Genomic DNA, 20,181 nt, shown 5'->3' with positions numbered 1-20,181 from the left:
TCATTCTCCGGACCCGCTTTTCCCTGCGTTGTCCGAGTTCGCCCGCCTCGACGCGACGGCTTCCACGACAGCGAGGAAGGCGCGAGCGACGTTCCGCGGTGCCGCCGTATCCCAAGCGAGATACTCGATCCGTACCGGGCCGTCGCGTACCGCCGCGGTGGCCACGTCGAACTCGGAGCGCTGGACGGTGCCCGGCGCCAGCAACGTCACGGCCAATCCCGACTCCACCAGGCCGAGGAGGAGGGCGGCGGAGTCGGCCTCGAAAGCGACATCGCGCGTGAGATCGGCCGCTGCGAATGCCGCGTCGCTCTGAGCGCGTCCCGAGGTAGCCACGGGGAAGTCCGCGAACGTCATCCCCGCGAGGTCCTCCAGGTCGATGTCGCTTCTGTGCGCGAGCTCGTGCCCCCGAGGGAAGACGGCGACGAGCCGCTCCCGGGAGAGAACGCGGGACGCCACTCCCAGAGGTTCAACGCCTTCGCGCAGGCCCAGCAGGGCGACATCGAGCTCATCGTGTCGGAGACTGCGCATCAGGACATCACTGTTCCCGACCTGCAGTTCCACCCGCACGTCCGGGTGCGCCGCACGGTAGGCGACGAGCACGGCGGGCACGTCGACGGCGGTCACCGTCGGGATGACACCGATCCGAAGTGTCCCCTCGACGACACCGTCGACCGCCGCCGCATCCTCTCTGGCTCGTTCAGCGGCACGGAGGGCAGAGCGCGCATGACCGATGAATGCCTCGCCCGCCTCGCTCAGGCGCACTTGGCGACTGGACCGGACGAACAAGCGCCGCCCGAGCTCGCGTTCGAGTGACGCGACCTGATGGCTCAGCGCGGACTGCGTGACGAAGCATCGCTCAGCGGCGCGGGTGAAGCTCAGGGTGTCGGCGACTTCCACGACGTACCGCAGTTGTTGGAGTTCCACGATTCATGATCTCTCTTCATGCATCATGGTGCAATTATGCGTTGGACTCATCGGTTTCATGGTCGCAGGCTGAAGGCATGAATCGCATGACGCTCGTGCTGACCACTGCTCTGGCTCCCGTCGCCTGGGGCACCACCTACCTCGTGACCACCGAACTGCTTCCGGCAGGGCACCCGCTGTTCGCGGGTCTGCTCCGCTCACTCCCTGCGGGTCTTCTCGCCGTCGCCATCAGCCGACGGCTTCCATCCGGGTCGTGGTGGTGGAAGTCCTTCGCCCTCGGCGCGCTCAACATCGGCGCGTTCTTCCCTCTGCTGTTCCTGGCCGCGGAGCGGCTTCCCGGCGGCGTCGCCGCCGCCGTGGCCGGAGCGCAGCCACTCATCGTCCTGGCTCTCGGGGCGCTCGTCCTGCACGAACGCATCCGACCGATCACCGCCGCTGCGGCTGTCGTGGGCGCGGGAGGCGTCGCTCTGGTCGTGCTCGGCCCGGCCGCCGAGCTCGATCTCTGGGGCGTTCTCGCTGCCCTCGGCGGTGTCACAGCGACGGGAGTGGGGATGATCCTCACCAAGCGCTGGGGTCGTCCCGTCGGGGTGGGTCCCGTGTCCTATGCGGGCTGGCAGCTCAGCGCGGGCGGCATGCTGCTGCTGCCGGTCACGCTGATGGTCGAGGGCGTACCGAGGGAGATCGACGGCGACGCCGCTCTCGGCTACCTGTGGCTCGCCACCGCCGGGGGAATCGTCGCGTACACGCTCTGGTTCCGAGGTGTCCAGCAGCTGCCGGTCATCGCGCCGGGGCTCCTCGCGCTCCTGTCCCCCATCGTCGCGACACTTCTGGGGCTGGTGGTCGCCGGCGAGCGTTTCACCGCGCCTCAGGCGATCGGATTCGTGCTCACGCTCGGCGCACTCGTCCTGGGGCAGGTCGTCTCGCGTCCGAGGCCGCGCTCAGACCAACGTGCCCAGGAGACACTCGGCGAAGCGCTCGCGGCGCCGCGCTGAGCGCGCTCAGTTCTTGCCGAAGAGCTTCTGGATCTCGGCGAGGTCGGCTTCGCTCGGAGCCTGTGCAGCACCGCCGCCGAGCCCGAATCCCGATCCGGTGGCCGTGGTGGCGGAGGACGCGATGCCCGCGTTCTCCGCTGCGCGCTTCGCAGGGTTTCCCGAGCGGGACTTGCCGGAGGACTTGCCCTTCTTCCCTCGCTTGGACGAAGCGCCAGGGCGTCCCATACCTGGGACGGGCCCCATGCCGGGGATGTTGGGGGTACCCCCACGAGCGACGGTCTTCATCATCTTCGCCGCCTGCTCGAAGCGCTGCACGAGCTGGTTGACATCCGTGACGGTCATACCGGAACCGCGGGCGATGCGCAGCCGACGCGAACCGTTGAGAACCTTCGGGTTGCGTCGCTCGCCCGGAGTCATCGAGCGGATGATCGCCTCGGTGCGGTCGATCTCGCGCTCGTCGAAGTCGTCGAGCTGCTGCTTCATCTGCCCCATACCCGGGAGCATCCCGAGCATCTTCTTCATGGAGCCCATCTTCTTCATCTGCTGAAGCTGCTCGAGGAAGTCCTCGAGGGTGAAGGCCTCGGTCGCGAGCTTCTCGGCCATCTTCATGGCCTCTTCCTCATCGAAGGCCTGCTGGGCCTGCTCGATGAGGGTCAGGATGTCGCCGAGGTCGAGGATGCGGCTCGCCATGCGGTCGGGGTGGAACGGTTCGAGGTCCTCGAGGCGCTCGCCCGTCGAGGCGAAGATGATCGGTCGTCCGGTCACGGAGGCCACCGAGAGCGCAGCGCCACCACGCGCGTCACCATCGAGCTTCGACAGGACCACGCCGGTGAAGTCGACGCCCTCCTGGAAGGCCTTGGCGGTGTTCACCGCATCCTGACCGATCATCGCATCGATGACGAACAGGACCTCGTCGGGGCTCACGGCCTTGCGGATGTCCGCAGCCTGCTTCATGAGCTCGGCATCGACGCCGAGGCGTCCCGCGGTGTCGATGATCACGACGTCGTGCTGCTGACGACGGGCGTACTCGACACCGTCGCGCGACACCTTCACCGGATCACCGACGCCGTTGCCGGGCTCCGGAGCGAACACCGTCGCGCCCGCCTGCTCCGCGACCACCTGCAGCTGGTTGACGGCGTTCGGACGCTGGAGGTCTGCGGCCACGAGTAGAGGCGTGTGCCCCTCGCCCTCGAGCTGCTTGGCCAGCTTGCCGGCGAAGGTCGTCTTACCCGAGCCCTGGAGGCCCGCGAGCATGATCACGGTCGGTGCCGTCTTCGCGAACTGCAGGCGGCGCTGTTCACCGCCGAGGATCTGCACGAGCTCCTCGTTGACGATCTGCACCACCTGCTGCGCAGGGTTCAGCGCCTTGTTGACCTCGTCGCCGAGGGCGCGCTCGCGCACCTTCGCCGTGAAGTCCTTGACCACCACGAGCGCGACGTCGGCGTCGAGCAGAGCGCGACGGATCTCGCGCACGGTGCCGTCGACATCGGCCGCGGTGAGCTTTCCCTTCGTGCGCAGATTGCGGAAGGTGTCGGTGAGCCGATCGGAGAGCGTGCCAAAGGTAGCCATGGTGCCTACGATTCTACGCGAGCGAAGCGGCGTCGCTCAGCGCCGTGCGGGCTCAGGACCAGGGCAGGTCGTGAATCATCGCGAGCGCTTCCCGCAACACGGTCTCCGGCGTTCCACGCCCCGCGCCCTGCTCGGCCCACACGCGCAGCGATGACAGCACCGCAGCTGCGTGCGCCGCCCCGAGGATGTCGGCCCGGATCACGTCGACGCCAGCCGCGGACGCCGCGAGCGACACGGCAGCGGACAAGCGTGCCATTCGCAGCCCGGTATCGCGCACGAGCTCGTCCTCCAACCCCATCGCCCCCGCGTTGCGCAGGGCGAGAGCAAGCGGATCCGGTGCGAAGTCGTGGACGACCCGCAGCAGGATCTCTCGCACCGACTCCCCCGTCGCCGACCGGTCAAGGCCGCGGAGGGAATCGACGGCCTCGCCGATCCGTTCGTCGACTCCTGACCACAGCACGTCGCTCTTCGAGGCGAAGTAGTTGAAGAAACTCGAACGGCTCACCCCGGCGCGCTGCGTGATGTCCGCGACCGAAGTGGCAGCGTAACCGCGTTCCAAGAAGAGCTCGCACGCAGCCTCGGCGAGCGTCTCGCGTGACGATGCCTTCGGGCGCCCGGCTTTCCCCGTCGAACTCATGCACTCACGCTACCCCGCGGCGCGGGTCGACGATGCCGCCCCTATATCGAAGGAGTATTGTTGCCCTCAGTCCATTTACACCGAAGGCGGTTCTGTGATGCTCGAGATCCTCACGCCCGGGTTCGTCCCTACACCTGTGCCGTACGTCGACGGGTGGGAGCTTCAGCGCCGGGTCCACACCGACGTGGTCGCAGGGGCTCGGCAGGACACCCTCATCCTGCTCGAGCACGAGGCGGTGTACACGGCGGGCAAGCGCACTGAGCCGCATGAGCGTCCGCGGGACGGCACACCCGTGATCGACGTCGACCGCGGTGGCAAGATCACCTGGCACGGTCCAGGACAGCTGGTCGGCTACCCCATCGTCCGCCTCGGCGAGCCCATCGACGTCGTCGCCCATGTGCGCCGGCTGGAGCGTCTGCTCATCGAGGTGCTGCGCCCGCTCGGAGTCGACGGCTACCAGGTGGAGGGCCGCAGCGGCGTCTGGGTGCGCCGCCCGCTCTCCGAGGACAAGGTGGCGGCCATCGGAGTGCGCGTGCAGCAGGGAGTCACGATGCACGGGTTCGCCGTCAATTGCGACAACTCCCTCACCGGTTTCCGCGGCATCATCCCCTGCGGCATCACCGATGCAGGTGTCACGACCGTGAGCGAGGTCACGGGATCCTCCGTCTCGCCCCGTGACCTCGCCGATGCCGTGACCCGTGCCTTTCTCGCCGAATACTCGACCCCCGAACTGTCAGGAGCCCGCGCATGACCGCCGCACCCGAGGGCCGGAAGCTCCTCCGCCTGGAGATCCGCAACGCCGAGACACCGATCGAGCGCAAGCCCGAGTGGATCAAGACCAAGGCGAAGATGGGTCCGGAGTACACGGCGTTGCACTCGCTCGTGAAGAGCGAAGATCTGCACACGGTGTGCCAGGAGGCCGGCTGTCCGAACATCTACGAGTGCTGGGAGGATCGCGAGGCGACGTTCCTCATCGGCGGGTCGCAATGCACTCGTCGCTGCGACTTCTGCCAGATCGACACCGGCAAGCCGGCTGACTATGACACCGACGAACCCCGCCGCGTCGCCGAGAGTGTGCAGCGGATGAACCTCCGGTACGCGACCGTGACCAGCGTGGCCCGTGACGACCTCCCCGACACGGGAGCCTGGCTCAATGCGGAGACCGTCAGGAAGATCCACGAACTCAACCCGAACACCGGGGTGGAGCTGCTCGCGAACGAGCACAACGCCGATCCGGCCTTCCTCGGCCAGATCTTCGACGCCCGACCCGAGGTCTTCGCGCACAACGTCGAGACTGTTCCCCGCATCTTCAAGCGCATCCGGCCCGCCTTCCGCTACGAGCGCTCGCTGAACGTGCTCACTCAAGCCCGCGACGCCGGGCTCATCACCAAGTCCAACCTCATCCTGGGCATGGGCGAAGAGCCGGAGGAGGTCGTGCAGGCGCTCAACGATCTGCACGATGCGGGTTGCGACATCATCACGATCACGCAGTATCTCCGCCCGACGCCGCGGCACCACCCGGTCTCGCGATGGGTGAAGCCCGCGGAGTTCGTGGAGTTCAAGGAGGAAGCCGAGCGCATCGGTTTCCTCGGCGTCCTCGCCGGTCCGCTCGTGCGCTCCTCCTACCGGGCGGGGCGTCTGTGGGCGCAGTCGATGACGTCCAAGGGCCGCGAGATCCCCGAGCACCTCTCCCACATTGCAGAGAGCGCCGATCTCGGATTCGCCCAGGCCGTCTGACCTCGTCGCTGCCCGGGGCAGCCGCTCGTGCGGTTAGTCCGCGCTCATCACCGACTGCACGCTGCCGTCGGAGCCGAGATTGACGAGCAGGACGTCATCCGACGAGCTGTCGTCGAGTGCGTACTCGAGCACCGCGAACGGCTCTGAGCCCCCGTGCTCGTCGGCGAGGATCGTCATGCTCATGAGCCGGAGCGAGCGGATGATGTCGACGGCGGCATCTCCCGACACGTCGACGAGCACGTCGGGCAAGTCATCGCCGTACGCCTCCTGCTGCTGAAGGATGTACTCGGTGACCTCGCTGGTGCGGTCGTCCACCTCCGCGAGCATGCCTCGACGCGCCGTGTCGTCGACGCTCTCCAGGCCCGCGATGAGCGAGGCGGCGATGTCGAGCGCATCGGACGAGACGTCGTCCTGGTCCGGAGCGGTCAGATCCACGGTCACACTCTGATCGCCGAGCTCCACGGTCTCCGACCAGAAGATCGATCCATCCGGGCCCGAGGACAGGAGTCCGAAGTAGTCGTGTTCGATCGCCATAACGCTATGAAACCAGCCTCGTGCTCACTGCGGTAGTCCCGTCGTCAACCGACCAGCGACTGGACGAAGACATGAGGGGTGAAACCGGTGAGGTCATCGATCCCCTCGCCCTGTCCGAGCAGCTTCACGGGGATGCCCGTACGCTCCTGCACGGCCAGCACGAAGCCGCCCTTGGCCGACCCGTCCAGTTTGGTGAGGACGAGTCCGGTGACGCCGGCGTGCTCGAGGAATGCCTCCGCCTGCATCACGCCGTTCTGACCTGTGGTGGCGTCGAGCACGAGCAGCACCTCGCTGATGGGCGCCTGCTTCTCGATCACGCGCCGGACCTTGGAGAGCTCGTCCATGAGACCGCCCTTCGTGTGCAGGCGACCTGCCGTGTCGATGATCGCGATCTCGATGCCCTCGCGCTTCGCGTACTCGACCGTCTGGAACGCCACGGAGGCGGGGTCCTGCCCTTCCTGTTGCGGACGGACGATCGCCGCCCCGCCCCGCTGCGCCCAGGTCGCGAGCTGATCGACGGCTGCTGCGCGGAACGTGTCGGCGGCACCGACCACGACACTGCGCTGGTAGCCCCGGAGGAACTTCGTGAACTTTCCGATGGTCGTGGTCTTGCCGACGCCGTTGACTCCGACGACGAGGACCACGGCGGGACGCTCGGTGAGCTTCAGCGTCGTGTCGAACTTCGCGAAGTGCTCCTCGAGCGTCTCCCGGAGCATGCGCTGGAGGTCTTTGGGGTCGGTGGTGCGGTAACGCTCCACCTTCTGGCGAAGCTCGTCGACGACGCGCTCGCTGATGTCAGGGCCGAAATCAGCCGTGATGAGCGCTGTCTCGAGATCCTCCCAGGTCGTCTCATCGATGGTGGGCTTGACGAACATGCCGCGCAGTGCACGACCAAGAGACCAGGACTTCTCCGCCATCCCACCAGCCTACGGGGTGCTCAGCGGATGAAAGGCGTGCGCGCCGATGGACTCGGTCAGACCGCGGCCGCAGCTCGGTCGCCGACCCGCTGTCCTACGACCGCCGAGACGCCGTCCTGCCGCATCGAGACGCCGTACAGCGCATCCGCGATCTCCATCGTGCGCTTCTGATGCGTGATGACGAGGAGTTGCGAACTCTGCCGCAGCTGCTCGAACACGGTCAGTAGACGACCGAGGTTCGCGTCGTCCAGAGCCGCCTCCACCTCGTCGAGGATGTAAAACGGGCTCGGCCGGGCCTTGAAGATCGCGACCAGCAGAGCCACCGCAGCGAGCGATCTCTCGCCGCCCGACAGCAGCGACAGGCGCTCGATCTTCTTCCCCACAGGACGGACCGACACCTCGATGCCGGTCGTCAGCATGTTGTCGGGATCTGTGAGCGAGATGCTGCCCGTTCCCCCCGGGAACAGCAGCGGGAACACCTGGCCGAACGCCTCCTTCGTGTCCTCGAAGGCGCTCGCGAAGATGGTCTGCATCCGCTCGTCCAGGTCGGCGATGATCGTCAGCAGGTCCTGTCGCGTCTGAGTGAGGTCGGCCAGCTGCTCGGTGAGGAAGGCGTGGCGCTGCTCCAGTGCGGCGAACTCCTCGAGCGCCAGCGGGTTGACGCGTCCGAGCTGCGCCAGTTTGCGCTCCGCCTCTGCGAGACGGCGCTGCTGGATGCGGCGATCGAAAGGAATCGCCGCGGCATCGTCAGCGGCGTCTCGGTCGGCCGCGGCGGTCGCGATCGGATCGCGCGGGACGAGCTGATCCGGACCATATTCCGCGATGAGAATATCTTCGTCCAGGGCCAGCTCCGAGGAGACCCGCTCCAGAAGGCTGTTCAGGTGCAGCTTCTTCTCGTGGATCTGCAGCTCGAGTCCGTGGACGCTCTCGGTGAGCCCGGTCAGGCGTTCGCGCAGCGATGCCTCCTGAGCCCTGAGGCCGACGAGCTCTTGGTTCTGGGCCGACCGGGCGGCCTCGGCCTCTTTGAGCGCGAGACGTGCCTCGGCGACGGAACGATCGAGCGAATCGAGGATGCGCGGCAACTCGTCCGCAACGCCTGAGGCCGACTCCCGCTGCGCGCGGCGGATGACCGCACGTCGGGCGGCCTCAGCCGCAGCGTCACGTTCCTGCTCGCGCTGCCGTTCCAGGCTCGCGACCCGGGACTGCGCGGCGCGGACGCGCTCGCGCAGGGTCTCGATCTCGAGCCGAGCCCGCACCTCGCCCTCCCGTGCCAGCTCGAGAGCCTCGAGGAGCCCGTCCCGTGCGGATGCATCCAGAACCGGTCGCGGCGCCGCGATCGCTTCGTCCAACGCCGCTTTCGCCGCCTCCGCCTTCTCCTCCGCCTCGGAGACGGCGGACTGCGCCTGCGCGAGCCCGGTCTCCAGCCTCTCGCACTCCGCGACGGCGGATTCGTGTCGCACGGTGATCCGGTTGACCTGCTCCGCGTGCGTGGCGAGGGCAGCGTCGTGTTCGCGGAGTGCTCGAAGAGCCTCCTTGGCCTGCCGCCTCGTGGTCTCGACCGCCTCGTCGGCATCCCGACGCGCTTCACGGAGCGAGTCCGCCACGATCCGGATCTCCGCCAAGCGTTCGGCTGCGGCATCGCGTTCAGCCGCGAGCTCGAGACGCGAGCGCTCACCGCCCGAGCCGGTGCGAAGGGTCTGAGCCGTGATCACGTCTCCGCCGAGGGTGACGATGGTGGTCCCGATGTCCCCGTTCGCATCGAGTGCGGACCGCGCCGCTCTGGCCGAGTCGAGGTCATCAGCGATCAGCACATGCGACAGGATGCCCAGCACTCCCTCGGGAGCGGTGACGACGTCGACGGCGGGCACGACGCCTGCCAGGGAGGGCAACGCCGCGTGCGGTCGCGGCGAGTCGGCGATGACGAAGTCCACCACTCCCCTGCGCTGTTGCGCCGATTCGACGGCCATCGCGAAGGCGTCGGACGCCGAGTCGATGAGCACGCCCTCCGCAAGCGGCCCGAGGACCGCGGACACCGCCGCCTCATAGCCGGCACGTACCTGCACGGCATCGCCGACCAGGCCGCGGACGCCGCGTCCTCCGGCGCTGACGATCTCCGCCGCACCGCCGGAGAGCGCCAGGGCGCTGCTCAGGGCGGATGTCTTGGCGGTCAGGGAGTCGACTTCACGCTCAGCCGAGTGCAGCCGCTCCCGGAGTGACTCACGCTCCGTCTCTGCCGCCGTGGCGGCCCGCTGCGCGCTCTCGTATGCCGCCGCATGCTCGACGGCCGTGCCTTCCGGAGCCTCGGCGTCATCGATGGACTCCAGTGCCTCCGCCGCCTCCCGACGACGGGCATCCGCCGCCTCGAGCGCGTTCTCCTGCCGGAGAACAGCCCCTCGGACCGCGGCGAGGGCGGACGCCGCAGCATCGGCGGACCCCCTCAAGGTGGACAGACGCATGTCGTACGCGGAGACGAGCGCGCTCTGCTCGGCGATGTCGACATCGAGGGTGTCGAGTTCCGCGCGCGCGTGCACGACCTCTCGGCTCGCGGCGGCAGCCGCATCCTGGGCGTCGCCCAGTCCCGCAGAGATCGTGTCGATCTCGTCTCTCGCCTCGTCGATCGTGGCCTGTGTCACGGTTATCGCAGTGACCGCAGCATCGTCATCGTCCGTGCCGAGCAGCGCGAGTCGCTGATTCGCAAGCGTATAGAGCCCACGCATGCGCTCCTGGACCTGCTCGAGGCCGAACGCCACGCTGCGCGCCTGATCCACGGCGACGGAATTCTGATCCTGTTCGAGCCGCGCGATGCTCGCGCGAACCGTCTCCGCCTGGTCGGACAGAACGAGACGCTCGGTGTGGCGCTCGTGCTCGGTCCGAGTGTGATCAGCGAGAGCGGCGCGCAGAGCAACCACGTCATCCGCGAAGAGGCGCGCCTTGGCATCACGCACCACGGCGGCGATGGTCTGCGCCTCGCGCGCGATCTCGGCCTGTCTTCCCAGAGGCTTGAGCTGCCGCCGGATCTCGCCCGCGAGATCGCTCAGTCGCGTGAGATTCGTCTCCATCGCATCGAGCTTGCGGAGGGTCTTCTCCTTGCGACGTCGATGCTTGAGGATTCCCGCTGCTTCCTCGATGAATCCTCGGCGGTCCTCGGGCGACGCCTGCAGCACGGTGTCGAGACGTCCTTGCCCGACGATGACATGCATCTCGCGTCCGAGTCCCGAGTCGCTCAGAAGCTCCTGGACGTCGAGGAGACGACAGCCCTCGCCATTGATCGCATACTCGCTCGAACCGTTGCGGAAAAGCGTGCGACTGATCGTCACCTCTGCGAACTCGATCGGCAGCGCGCCATCGGAGTTGTCGATCGTCAGCTGCACCTCGGCCCGACCGAGTGGACCGCGTGTCGACGTGCCGGCGAAGATGACGTCCTCCATCTTCCCGCCGCGGAGAGTCTTCGCGCCCTGTTCGCCCATCACCCAAGCGAGCGCGTCGACGACGTTCGACTTCCCGGAACCGTTCGGCCCGACGATGCAGGTGACCCCGGGCTCGAACACGAAGCTCGTCGGCTGCGCGAACGACTTGAACCCTTTGAGCGTCAGGCTCTTCAGATGCATGCGGGCACCGCTCGTCCGGGGAGAATCACGCGGCTACGCTACCGGAATTCCGGGCCTGAAGCCTCATCCCGCGCGGGTCGACGGCGAACTCGAGAGACCGGCGACACGCCGAGCGGAACAGTAGGTGCTTGACGTCGCTCTCGCGGGTTCGCTACGGTGGCTCCGGATCGCCACACGAAAGGAGGTTACCGATGATTACGACTCAGCTCAACGCACAGGCCACTGGCCTCGCCGCGCTCGCGCACTTTGCGCCGCGCCCTGCGTTCTCGGTAACCGCCGGCGTCCGCATGAGCGCTCTCTCGTAGAACCGCAACCCGACTCTCCGGACCTCTCGTAGGTCCCGTCCGGCCGTTTCTCTCGCGCCCCCTCCGCAGATCTGCTTCGCAGATCTCGGCACATCCCGCATCCGCTGGCCGACTCTTCGGCCTCCGTCGATGCCAGCACTCCCGCACCGTTCGCAGCTGCTTCCGCAGCCGACGTGCGGTGCTTCCGCACCCATCATCACCATCACTTCCGAAGGAACCACCGTGAATACCACGTTGCACCGCAGCGACATCCACCCGCCCGATATCGAGGACCACGAGGTCCTCCAGATTCCCCGCCCCGATGAACTGCGTCGCCTTTCGGTGGCAGATCGTCTCTCCCTCAGGATCGGCCTCTGGCTCTTCCAGAGGGCACAGCGTCCGCGGCACACCCGTCGCGGCCTGCGTATCGATCCGGCCGACGTGTTCCTCCTCGGCGAGCAGCGTCATCGCTCCGCCGCAGAGTCGTACGCCCTGCTCACGTACGACATGCAGCGCGGCATGCGCTGAGACCGTCGAGACCGTGACGAGCATCTCCGCGGACCGCGCCCGCCCGCTCCATCCGCGAGCGGGCGCGGTCCGCACCACGATCTCCCTTCCGCACACCTCGCACGAAAGAACAGACATGAAGACCATGGAAATGACGATCACGCCGCTGGTCGTCCCGGCCAGCCTCCAGAGCGAGGATGCCGCCGAGTTCCTCGCCTTCGGCGAGCTCAACAGGCTCGTCTGCGATGAGCAGGTGGGTCTCCCCGACCTCGCGCCTGACGCCGCTCAGATGCTGCCGAACTGGCAGGATGACACGGACGCACTCGACGTGGGCTTCGTCGCCCGGATCGATGGCGAGATCGTCGGTATGGTGACGATCTCCTTCGCACAGGAAGCCGATGCTCACGCCGCGGAGATCGACCTGCTGGTTCCGTCAGCCCACTGGGGCCGTGGCGTCGAAGAGGCGCTCCTCGACACAGCGGAGGCGGAAGCGCACGCGCGGGGCCGGAGTGTCCTGCAGATCTGGAGCCTGCACCGTCCCGAGGAGAGCGACCGGATGCTGGTTCCCCGTACGGGGTGGGGGCGCGTACCGGCGACGCCGCTCTCCGACCTCGTGGAGGCACGCGGTTTCGTCCTCGAGCAGGTGGAGCGCAACAGTGAGTACGACCTCCGAGGCGACCCGGAACTGCTTCGCGCGGCTCTGAGCGACGCTACCGCTCTGGCTGGCGAAGACTACGCGCTGCTCGAGTGGGACATGCCAACGCCTCCGGAGCTGAGGGCAGGGTTCGCCGCTGTGCTCGCCCGGCTGTCCACGGACGCGCCCAGCGGCGACATGGACTTCGTCGAAGAGGTATGGGACGCCGAGCGGGTGGTGCGGCGTGAGGCGCGGCTGCTCGGCGCCGGGCAGGCCGTCTCCGTGGCGGCAGTGCGTCATGTCCCGTCCGGGGCCATCGTCGCGTACAACGAACTCCTCATCGCCGCCGATCGCACGGGTGTGACGCACCAGTTCGGAACGCTCGTGAGCAAGGACCACCGTGGCCACCGTCTGGGAACGATCGTGAAATGCGCCAACCTGCTTCGCTGGCGGGAGTTGATGCCGGAGTCGACCGTCGTCTCCACTTTCAACGCCGAGGAGAACCGGCCGATGCTTAACATCAACGAGGCCATCGGCTTCGTGCCGGTCTCCTACGCCGGGGCATGGCAGAAGAAGCTCTGACGAGGGTGCGGGCCCGATCTCATTCTCCGGGATGACGTCGAGCCCGCACCGTCATCCGCCCGGGCGACGACCGAGCCGGGCGGGACGGCGAGGCTGGAATCATGAACATCCCCGTGATCGAAGCCCACGCCCTCAGCAAGAACTTCGGGTCGACACGCGCCCTCGCCGGCGTCGACCTCGCCATCCATCGCGGTGAGTCCGTCGCCATCATGGGCGCCTCCGGTTCGGGTAAGACCACTCTCCTCCACGTCTTAGCGGGGATCACCGCGCCTGACGCAGGCGGAGTCGTCTTCCGCCCCGCCGAGGGATCCGCCATCGAGGTCACCGCGCTCGGAGAGTCCGCGCGCTCACGACTGCGACGCGAGAAGTTCGGGTTCGTCTTCCAGCAGGGCCTTCTCATCCCCGAGCTGACCGCGGTGGAGAATGTGGCCCTCGCCTCGATGATCAACGGCATCCGCCGTCAGGACGCCGTGCAGCACGCCGCATCCTGGCTGGCGGCGCTCGGACTCGCCGGGATGGAGGACCGCCGGATCGGCGAGCTTTCGGGCGGGCAGGCGCAGCGCGTCGCCATCGCACGCGCCCAAGCCACCGGTGCGGAGGTCGTCTTCGCTGACGAGCCCACCGGAGCGCTGGACTCCACCACGTCCTCGGAGGTCATGGACGCGCTCCTGTGGTCCACGACCGGACAGGGCCGCACGCTCGTCGTCGTCACGCACGACGCCGACGTCGCAGCTCGGTGCACGCGAACGATCGCCGTGCGCGACGGACGGATCATCTCGTCGGCGGTGACCGCATGAACCGCAATGTGCTCGGACTCCTGCTGCGCCCCGCTCCCGGCCAAGGCAGCGTGATCGCACTGCCCGTCGTCGCCTTCGCCGTCGTCACGACCCTGGTTCTCACCGTCATCGGCGGGGCGCAGTCGTTCTGGGGGTGGACCGACGAGTTCGCTCCGCTGTACCAATCCCTTGCGGCCATCGCCCTCGTGCTGCTGGTCGTCCCGCTGATGTCCGTCGGCGGAGCGGCAGCTCGACTCTCCGCACGTCGTCGCGACGAGCGGCTCTCCACGCTCCGGCTGCTCGGCGTGTCTCCGGCGGGCGTGACCGTCGCCACCGTGGCGGAATCCGTGCTCGTCGCCGCGGCCGGTGCCCTCGTCGGTGTCGTCGCGCACGTCGCCCTCAGCCCGCTCATCGGACTCATCCCGTTCCGCGGCGAAGCCCTCGGATTCGGTGCCGTCGTCCTCCCGCCGGTGCAGACGGCCATCGTGGTGGCAGCCGTCCTCGCCCTCGCGTCGACGAGCGCGATCATCGGCTTGCGCCGTGTCGTCATCTCACCTCTCGGCGTACGCACACGCACCGATGTTCCGAGAGTGCACTGGATTCGGGCCGTGTTCGCCGTCTGCGCGATCGCCATCGCGTTCGTGCTCATCAAGGTCTTCCCTTCCGTGGGCGGGCTCGTCCTCACGATCGTCGTGCTCGCCGGCCTCTTCGGCGCCGTGCTGGCAGTGCTGAACCTCGTCGGGCCGTGGGTGCTCAAGGTGGTCGCCTCAGGGCACCTCCGTCGAGCCGAGCGACCGGAGCGACTGCTCGCGGCCCGCATCGTGCTGGACTCGCCGAAAGCGGCATGGCGGCAGGTCGGTGGTATCGCCATGGCGAGCTTCATGGCCGTCTTCGCCGGTACCGGAGTCGCGCTCCTGAGCATGATGAGCACCTCCGATGCCACTGCCGCCGACATCGCGCTCGCCGACGACATCCGTACCGGTCTCATCATCACGCTCATCGGCTCCTTCCTGATGGTCGCGGCGTCGGTCGGGGTCAACCAGGCCTCAGACGTCCTCGACCAGCGCGAGCTGCACCGCAGTCTGCATCACCTCGGCATGCCGCTCGAGACCGTGGACAGGGCGCGACGGCGGGCGATCATGTCACCGTTGCTGGTGACCGCGATCGGCTCGGCGCTCGTGGCCGCGATCCTCGTGTTCCCGTTGGTCGGCATCGCGCTGATCACGGCACCAGAGTCGCTGCTGACCATCGCGCTCGTGGTGTCCGTCGGGATCGGTGTCGTCTGGGCGACGACGTGGGCGACCCGTCCGCTCCTGCAGCGCTCCTTCGTGGTTGCGTGAGCGCAAACCCTCCGGAGCAACTATCTCGGCAGCCGCTGGCAGCGCGGGCAGAAGTGAGAGCCACGGTTCATGAAGCTCTCGCGCACGATGGGCGCACCGCAGCGCGGGCAGGGCTTGCCCTGCTGCCCATAGGCATTTAAGGAGTGTGCGAAATACCCGGCTTGGCCGTTGACGTTGACGTACTGCGCATCGAAGCTGGTGCCGCCCTCGGCGAGGGCTTTCGCGAGCACGAGCCGGACCTCGGCGAGGAGCCTGCGGACGGCCTGCGTCGACAGACGATCGGCCGGCGTCTCGGGATGTATCCGCGCTGCCCACAGCGACTCGTCCGCGTAGATGTTGCCGATCCCGCTCACGACGCCCTGGTCGAGGAGAACCCGCTTGATCGCACTCCCCCTTCGCCCCAGAGCCGCTCGGAACACCCGGTCGTCGAACGCCGGATCGAGGGGATCACGAGCGATGTGCGCCACCTGGGTCGGAATCCGGGATCCACCATCGTCGATCAGCGCGTCGACGGCGAGGGACCCGAACGTCCGCTGATCGGCGAAGACGATCGCGAGCTCCCCGTGCCGGGGATGCTCGATTCCGATGCGCACCCGCTCGTGACGTTCGGCCCCCGCGTCGGGAGCGCGCAACAGCATCTGACCGCTCATGCCGAGATGCCCGATCAGCGCAGAATCGTCGTCATCGAGCGGCAGCCACAGGAACTTCCCGCGACGCGATGCGTCGGTGAACATGCGTCCCTCGAGGCGAGCGACGAAGTCGGCGGCACCGGCCAGGTGACGAGTGAGGGCGCGCTCATCGAACACGCTCACCGCGGTGATGGTCGATCCGACCACGGCCGGTGCGAGGCCTGCGCGGACGACCTCGACTTCAGGAAGCTCAGGCACGCTCGCTGAGCGTGCGCCAGGCACTGAGCGCTGCTGCCATCTCGGCGGTCTTCTTGCTGCTGCCAGCGCCTGTCATGCTCACGTCGCCCACGCTGACAGTGGCCAGGAAACGACGGTCGTGATCCGGTCCGCTCGCCTCGACCGAGTAGCGAGGAGGGGTGGCGCCGAGCCGCGCGGCGAGCTCCTGCAGGCTGGTCTTCGGATCCATGGCGGCGCCGTAGCGCTCCGGGTCCGCCAACAGGGGCTTCGTCAGTCGGAGCACCAGTTCCGTGGCAGCGTCAGGACCTGCCGAGAGGTAGGTCGCGCCGATGACGGCTTCCATCGTGTCGGCCAGGATGGAGTCCTTGTCCCGACCGCCGGTCTGCTCCTCACCGCGGCCGAGCAGCAGATGACTGCCGAGGTCGATGCCCCGAGCCACCTCGGCGAGGGCGACGGTCGACACGACGCTGGCACGTCGCTTCGCCAGCTCGCCCTCGTCGAGATCAGGATGCGTGGTGAAGAGCATGACGGTCACCGCCTGCCCGAGCACCGAGTCGCCGAGGAACTCGAGCCGCTCATTGTGCGGGATGCCGCCGTGCTCGTACGCGTAGGAGCGGTGAGTGAGGGCCAACTCCAGAAGCTCCGCGTCGATATCGACGCGGAGCTTTTCTGGGAGAGGTCTCGTCCCCCCGGGGACCTCCGTCACGGTACGCGACTCAGACGTCGGCGACCTTGCGGCCCTTGTACTCCAGGAAGAGCTCGGTGCCCTGCGAGTCGGTGACGACCTTGGCCTGGTGGGGACGGCTGTAGACGACCTGGCCGTTCTCGATGGTCTTGACGAGCGCGACGGGCGCCGCCTTCCACTGCGCGCGACGCGAGCGGGTGTTCGAACGGGATACCTTGCGCTTCGGGGGGTTACCAGCCATGACTAGCTCTCTTCTTTCTCGGCGGCACGAGATTCTTCCGTGCCGTCTTGGTCTGTGATGTTCTGGAGCGCACTCCACCGAGGATCGATGGGAGCGGCCTGCTCCGTTCCGGTGCTCACGGTCAGTCGTTCACCCGTTTTCGGGTCGAGACCCGGGCAATCCGGCTGACACACCGGCTGAAAAGGAAGTGCCAGTACGGCCGCATCCCTGACGAGAGTTTCAAGATCCACGTGGTCGTCTTGAACCTCGAAGTCAGTTTCTTCCTCACCAGGATACGCGAAAAGCTCCTGGAACTCGACTTCGACGGGCCGAGTGATGTCCATCAGGCATCTTCCGCACACGCCGGCGTAGTCGCCGTCGGCGCTTCCCGACACGAGGATGCCTTCGTGGACGGACTCGAGCCGGACATCGAGATCGAGGTCGGAGCCGGCTTCGTAGGACACGATCCCCTCACCCCACGACTCGGCGAGGGTCACGGTGAACTCGTGTTCCCGCATCTCACCCGGACGCCGGACGATGTCACGGACAGGGAGCACGAAAGGGCCGTTCATTCGAGAGCGCACACTCCCATGCTACCGGCCGCTGCATGTTGTCGTCCTGAATCCGCGTCCAGGCGAGGGTTCAGATCCCGCGGGACCCCGTGTCCAGGAATGCAGCGACAGCGGGCGGAACGAAGGGACTCACATCGCCACCGAGAGACGCGACCTGGCGGACGAGGGAACTCGAGACCATGGCGTGCGAGGGGTCGGGAAGGAGGAACACCGTCTCGATGCCGGCGAGGTGCCTGTTGACGATCGCCATCGGCGACTCGTACGCGACATCGATCTGCGAGCGGATGCCCTTTACGAGCACTCCCGCGTCGACGTCACGGGCGTAGTCGACCAGGAGCCCCATGCTCCAGGAACCGATCACGATCTCGCCCTGCATGCCGTCGTCCGCGATCGACCTCTCCAGCAGCGAGAGCCGCTGCGCGATGGGGAGCATCGCCTCTTTGCCCGGATTGTGCACGACCAGCACGTGCAGCTCGTCATAGAGGGCTGCGGCACGCCGGATCACATCGAGGTGACCCAGGGTAGGCGGATCGAAGGAACCCGGGACGACGGCGATCCGGCTGCTCATGGTTCCAGCCTAGGGCACGCCGGTTCCGCGTCAGTTCTTCGCCAGCGCCGCCCGATCCTCGTCGCTCACGCGGCGTCCGATGGCCTCGCGGAGACCAGGGTGATCAGCCAACTGCGGGTCGGCGGCGAGGAGCCCCTCCGCGACCTCGCGTGCACGGGTGATCAGCCCTGCGTCCTTCACCACCCTGAGCAGCTTCAGAGAGGAGCGAACGCCCGCCTGCGCGGCCCCCAGCACGTCGCCTTCGCCGCGCAGCTCGAGATCGACCTCCGCCAGGGCGAACCCGTCGAGAGTCGCCGCCACCGCGTCGACGCGCTCACGCGCCAGCGTGCCCGCCTCAGCCTCGGTCACGAGCAGGCAGAGCCCTGGTACGCCGCCTCGACCGACCCGGCCGCGGAGCTGGTGCAGTTGAGAGACGCCGAACCGGTCCGCGTCCAGGACGATCATCGTCGACGCGTTGGGCACGTCGACGCCCACCTCGATCACGGTCGTGGCCAGGAGCAGATCGATGTCACCGCGTGCGAACGACTGCATCACGGCATCCTTCTCATCCGCGGGCATGCGACCGTGGAGCACGGCACGCCGCAGTCCGCCCAACGTCGGATGGGTCGACAGCGCCTCATCGAGCTGCACCACCCCCCAGCGCGGTCCTGACGCTCCCTCCGGAGCGAGCGCCTGCTGCTCCCCTGCCTCTGTCGTCTTCTTGGCCGTGTCGATCGCGGCACACACCGCGAAGACCTGCCGTCCCTGGGCGATCTCCTCGGCGGCGCGCTCCCACACACGGTTGAACCATCCTGGGTGCTCGGCGAGAGGGGCGACGAACGACTCGATGCCGGCACGCCCGGCCGGCATGGTGCGGATGACGGAGGTGTCGAGATCGCCGAAGACCGTCATCGCGACCGTCCGCGGGATCGGAGTCGCGGTCAGCACCAGCGCGTGCGGACTCGATCCCTTCGCGCGCAGCGCCTCGCGCTGCTCGACACCGAACCGATGCTGTTCGTCGACGACGACCAGACCGAGATCGGCGAAGGTGGTCTTCTCGCCCAGCAGCGCATGAGTCCCGACGACGATCAGTGCCTGACCTGAGGCGACCCGCAGGGCAGCCTTGCGACGATCGGCCGCCGGCATCTGACCGGTCAGGAGCGTCGGCATCAGCAGGGGGGCGAGATCGGGGCCGAGCATCTTGGTGATCGAGCGGAGGTGCTGCCCCGCGAGCACCTCCGTCGGCGCGATCAAGGCCGCCTGTCCGCCACTCTCCGCCACCTGCAGCATCGCCCGCAGAGCGACCAGGGTCTTGCCGGAGCCGACCTCTCCCTGGACCAGACGGTTCATGGGCCAGGCGCCCACGAGATCCGCGGCGATCTGCCGTCCCACAGTCTCCTGGTCGGCGGTGAGCGTGTATGGAAGGCTCGCATCGAAGCGTTCGAGCAACCCGCCGGGCTTCGCGGGGCGAGACGTGGCGGCGAGAGCCCGGATCGCGTCGCGCTGCTGCAGGAGTGCCGTCTGCAAGGTGAGGGCCTCATGCATCCGCAGCGTCCGCACCGCCGGATCGATGTCGTTCCGCGTCCGCGGGCGATGCACGAGCTCCAGAGCCTCGCGAGCGGTGAGCAGCTCTTCACTCTCCCTGATCTCCGCGGTCAGTGGATCGGGTGCGTCTGCCAGGTCGTCGAGAACGCGACCGACCAGTCGTGCGATCTGCCACGTCTGGATCGCGGAGGTGGCGGGGTAGATGGGGATCGGCACGGTGGCGCGCGCGTCGGCACTGCGACGGGCGGAGTCCTCGTCATCGAACAGCTCGTACTCCGGGTGGGCGAACTGCGTCACGCCGTTGAACTCCCCGACCTTGCCGGAGAACACACCGCGACGACCGACTGCGAGGTCCTTCGAGCGCCACTCCGCCGCGCCGACGTTCTTCGCGAAGAACGTGAGGGACATGCGTCCGATGCCGTCGCCGATCACGACGTCGACCATCGCGCCGGGACGGTTCCGCATCCGTCGGAAGCTCGAGGAGAGCACCTCGGCCACGATGGTGACGGTCTCGCCGAGCGGGAGGTCACGGATGGGCGTCAGCTCTCCCGGATCGGCGTAGCGGCGAGGGTAGTGGGACAGCAGGTCGCCGACGCTCTTCATGCCGAAGGCCCGACCGAGCGTCTTGGACGACGCCGCACCGATGGCGTCCTCCAACGAGGAATCGAGCGTGAGCGACATGCTCCGAGTCTAGGGAACACGAGG

General features: G+C 67.7%; 19 protein-coding genes. 7 read left to right on the top strand and 12 right to left on the bottom strand.

The genetic code is table 11. The features are described 5' to 3' along the window. The gene (locus tag AB4070_RS01150) at positions 1-924 is read right to left on the bottom strand and encodes a LysR family transcriptional regulator (protein ID WP_441978560.1); all 924 of its coding nucleotides are present in this window, start codon (positions 922-924) and stop codon (positions 1-3) included. Positions 925-1,001: 77 nt separating this feature from the next. On the opposite strand from AB4070_RS01150, the gene AB4070_RS01145 reads away from it, so the two are divergent. After that, positions 1,002-1,916, top strand: a complete 915-nt coding sequence (locus tag AB4070_RS01145; protein WP_441978559.1) for an EamA family transporter — start codon at positions 1,002-1,004, stop codon at positions 1,914-1,916. Between the two features lie 6 nt (positions 1,917-1,922). Here the strand turns inward: AB4070_RS01145 and ffh are convergent, their stop codons facing one another. Together ffh and AB4070_RS01135 are read right to left on the bottom strand one after the other, a co-directional pair. Continuing rightward, complete coding sequence (gene ffh, locus AB4070_RS01140) at positions 1,923-3,485, bottom strand: signal recognition particle protein (RefSeq protein WP_282847000.1); 1,563 nt, start codon at positions 3,483-3,485, stop codon at positions 1,923-1,925. Between the two features lie 52 nt (positions 3,486-3,537). Continuing rightward, entirely contained in the window at positions 3,538-4,122 is a 585-nt protein-coding gene (locus AB4070_RS01135; RefSeq protein WP_441978558.1) for a TetR/AcrR family transcriptional regulator, read from the bottom strand. A 97-nt stretch (positions 4,123-4,219) separates the two neighbouring features. On the opposite strand from AB4070_RS01135, the gene lipB reads away from it, so the two are divergent. Together lipB and lipA are read left to right on the top strand one after the other, a co-directional pair. Beyond that, a complete protein-coding gene (gene lipB / locus AB4070_RS01130) occupies positions 4,220-4,873 on the top strand; it encodes a lipoyl(octanoyl) transferase LipB (RefSeq protein ID WP_441978557.1) in 654 nt (217 codons plus the stop codon). Then, the gene (gene lipA, locus AB4070_RS01125) at positions 4,870-5,859 is read left to right on the top strand and encodes a lipoyl synthase (protein WP_441978556.1); all 990 of its coding nucleotides are present in this window, start codon (positions 4,870-4,872) and stop codon (positions 5,857-5,859) included. The genes lipB and lipA overlap by 4 nt, the downstream gene beginning before the upstream one ends. Before the next feature lie 33 nt (positions 5,860-5,892). On the opposite strand, the gene AB4070_RS01120 is transcribed toward lipA, so the two are convergent. From AB4070_RS01120 to smc, 3 genes are read right to left on the bottom strand one after another with little or no spacing between them, the layout of a single operon-like run. Beyond that, positions 5,893-6,393, bottom strand: coding sequence for a DUF2004 domain-containing protein (locus AB4070_RS01120; protein WP_046748457.1), 501 nt, complete (start codon positions 6,391-6,393; stop codon positions 5,893-5,895). Positions 6,394-6,437: 44 nt separating this feature from the next. Further along, the gene (gene ftsY / locus AB4070_RS01115) at positions 6,438-7,310 is read right to left on the bottom strand and encodes a signal recognition particle-docking protein FtsY (RefSeq protein ID WP_441978555.1); all 873 of its coding nucleotides are present in this window, start codon (positions 7,308-7,310) and stop codon (positions 6,438-6,440) included. A gap of 56 nt (positions 7,311-7,366) precedes the next feature. Further along, positions 7,367-10,918 carry a chromosome segregation protein SMC gene (gene smc, locus AB4070_RS01110; RefSeq protein ID WP_441978554.1) on the bottom strand — a complete coding sequence of 1,184 codons (3,552 nt, stop codon included), beginning with the start codon at positions 10,916-10,918 and terminating at the stop codon, positions 7,367-7,369. A 527-nt stretch (positions 10,919-11,445) separates the two neighbouring features. On the opposite strand from smc, the gene AB4070_RS01105 reads away from it, so the two are divergent. The 4 genes from AB4070_RS01105 to AB4070_RS01090 all read left to right on the top strand — a co-directional run bounded on the left by AB4070_RS01105 (position 11,446) and on the right by AB4070_RS01090 (position 15,041). Further along, positions 11,446-11,730, top strand: coding sequence for a hypothetical protein (locus AB4070_RS01105; RefSeq protein WP_441978553.1), 285 nt, complete (start codon positions 11,446-11,448; stop codon positions 11,728-11,730). Positions 11,731-11,845: 115 nt separating this feature from the next. Next, entirely contained in the window at positions 11,846-12,925 is a 1,080-nt protein-coding gene (locus AB4070_RS01100) for a GNAT family N-acetyltransferase (protein ID WP_441978552.1), read from the top strand. A gap of 101 nt (positions 12,926-13,026) precedes the next feature. Then, a complete protein-coding gene (locus AB4070_RS01095) occupies positions 13,027-13,722 on the top strand; it encodes an ABC transporter ATP-binding protein (RefSeq protein ID WP_441978551.1) in 696 nt (231 codons plus the stop codon). After that, entirely contained in the window at positions 13,719-15,041 is a 1,323-nt protein-coding gene (locus AB4070_RS01090) for a permease (protein WP_441978550.1), read from the top strand. The genes AB4070_RS01095 and AB4070_RS01090 overlap by 4 nt, the downstream gene beginning before the upstream one ends. Positions 15,042-15,061: 20 nt before the next feature. Here AB4070_RS01090 and mutM read toward each other — a convergent pair whose 3' ends face one another. The 6 genes from mutM to AB4070_RS01060 form a co-directional block, all read right to left on the bottom strand. Beyond that, positions 15,062-15,928, bottom strand: coding sequence for a bifunctional DNA-formamidopyrimidine glycosylase/DNA-(apurinic or apyrimidinic site) lyase (gene mutM / locus AB4070_RS01085; RefSeq protein ID WP_441978549.1), 867 nt, complete (start codon positions 15,926-15,928; stop codon positions 15,062-15,064). After that, the gene (gene rnc, locus AB4070_RS01080; protein ID WP_441978548.1) at positions 15,921-16,613 is read right to left on the bottom strand and encodes a ribonuclease III; all 693 of its coding nucleotides are present in this window, start codon (positions 16,611-16,613) and stop codon (positions 15,921-15,923) included. Before rnc ends, mutM begins: the two co-directional genes overlap by 8 nt. A gap of 10 nt (positions 16,614-16,623) precedes the next feature. Further along, on the bottom strand, positions 16,624-16,833 hold the full coding sequence (gene rpmF, locus AB4070_RS01075) for a 50S ribosomal protein L32 (protein ID WP_017830754.1): 210 nt from the start codon (positions 16,831-16,833) through the stop codon (positions 16,624-16,626). A gap of 2 nt (positions 16,834-16,835) precedes the next feature. Continuing rightward, positions 16,836-17,384, bottom strand: a complete 549-nt coding sequence (locus tag AB4070_RS01070; RefSeq protein WP_441979020.1) for a YceD family protein — start codon at positions 17,382-17,384, stop codon at positions 16,836-16,838. A 70-nt stretch (positions 17,385-17,454) separates the two neighbouring features. Further along, the gene (gene coaD, locus AB4070_RS01065; protein WP_441978547.1) at positions 17,455-17,952 is read right to left on the bottom strand and encodes a pantetheine-phosphate adenylyltransferase; all 498 of its coding nucleotides are present in this window, start codon (positions 17,950-17,952) and stop codon (positions 17,455-17,457) included. A gap of 30 nt (positions 17,953-17,982) precedes the next feature. Then, positions 17,983-20,157: an ATP-dependent DNA helicase RecG gene (locus tag AB4070_RS01060; RefSeq protein ID WP_441978546.1), complete on the bottom strand. Its 2,175-nt coding sequence runs from the start codon at positions 20,155-20,157 to the stop codon at positions 17,983-17,985. Positions 20,158-20,181 lie beyond the last annotated feature (24 nt).

This window comes from Microbacterium sp. 2RAF4 (assembly GCF_052115285.1).
Classification (GTDB): Bacteria; Actinomycetota; Actinomycetes; order Actinomycetales; family Microbacteriaceae; genus Microbacterium; species Microbacterium oxydans.
The sequence above is the reverse complement of the archived record's forward strand: the minus strand, read 5'-3'. Positions and strand labels throughout refer to the sequence as shown.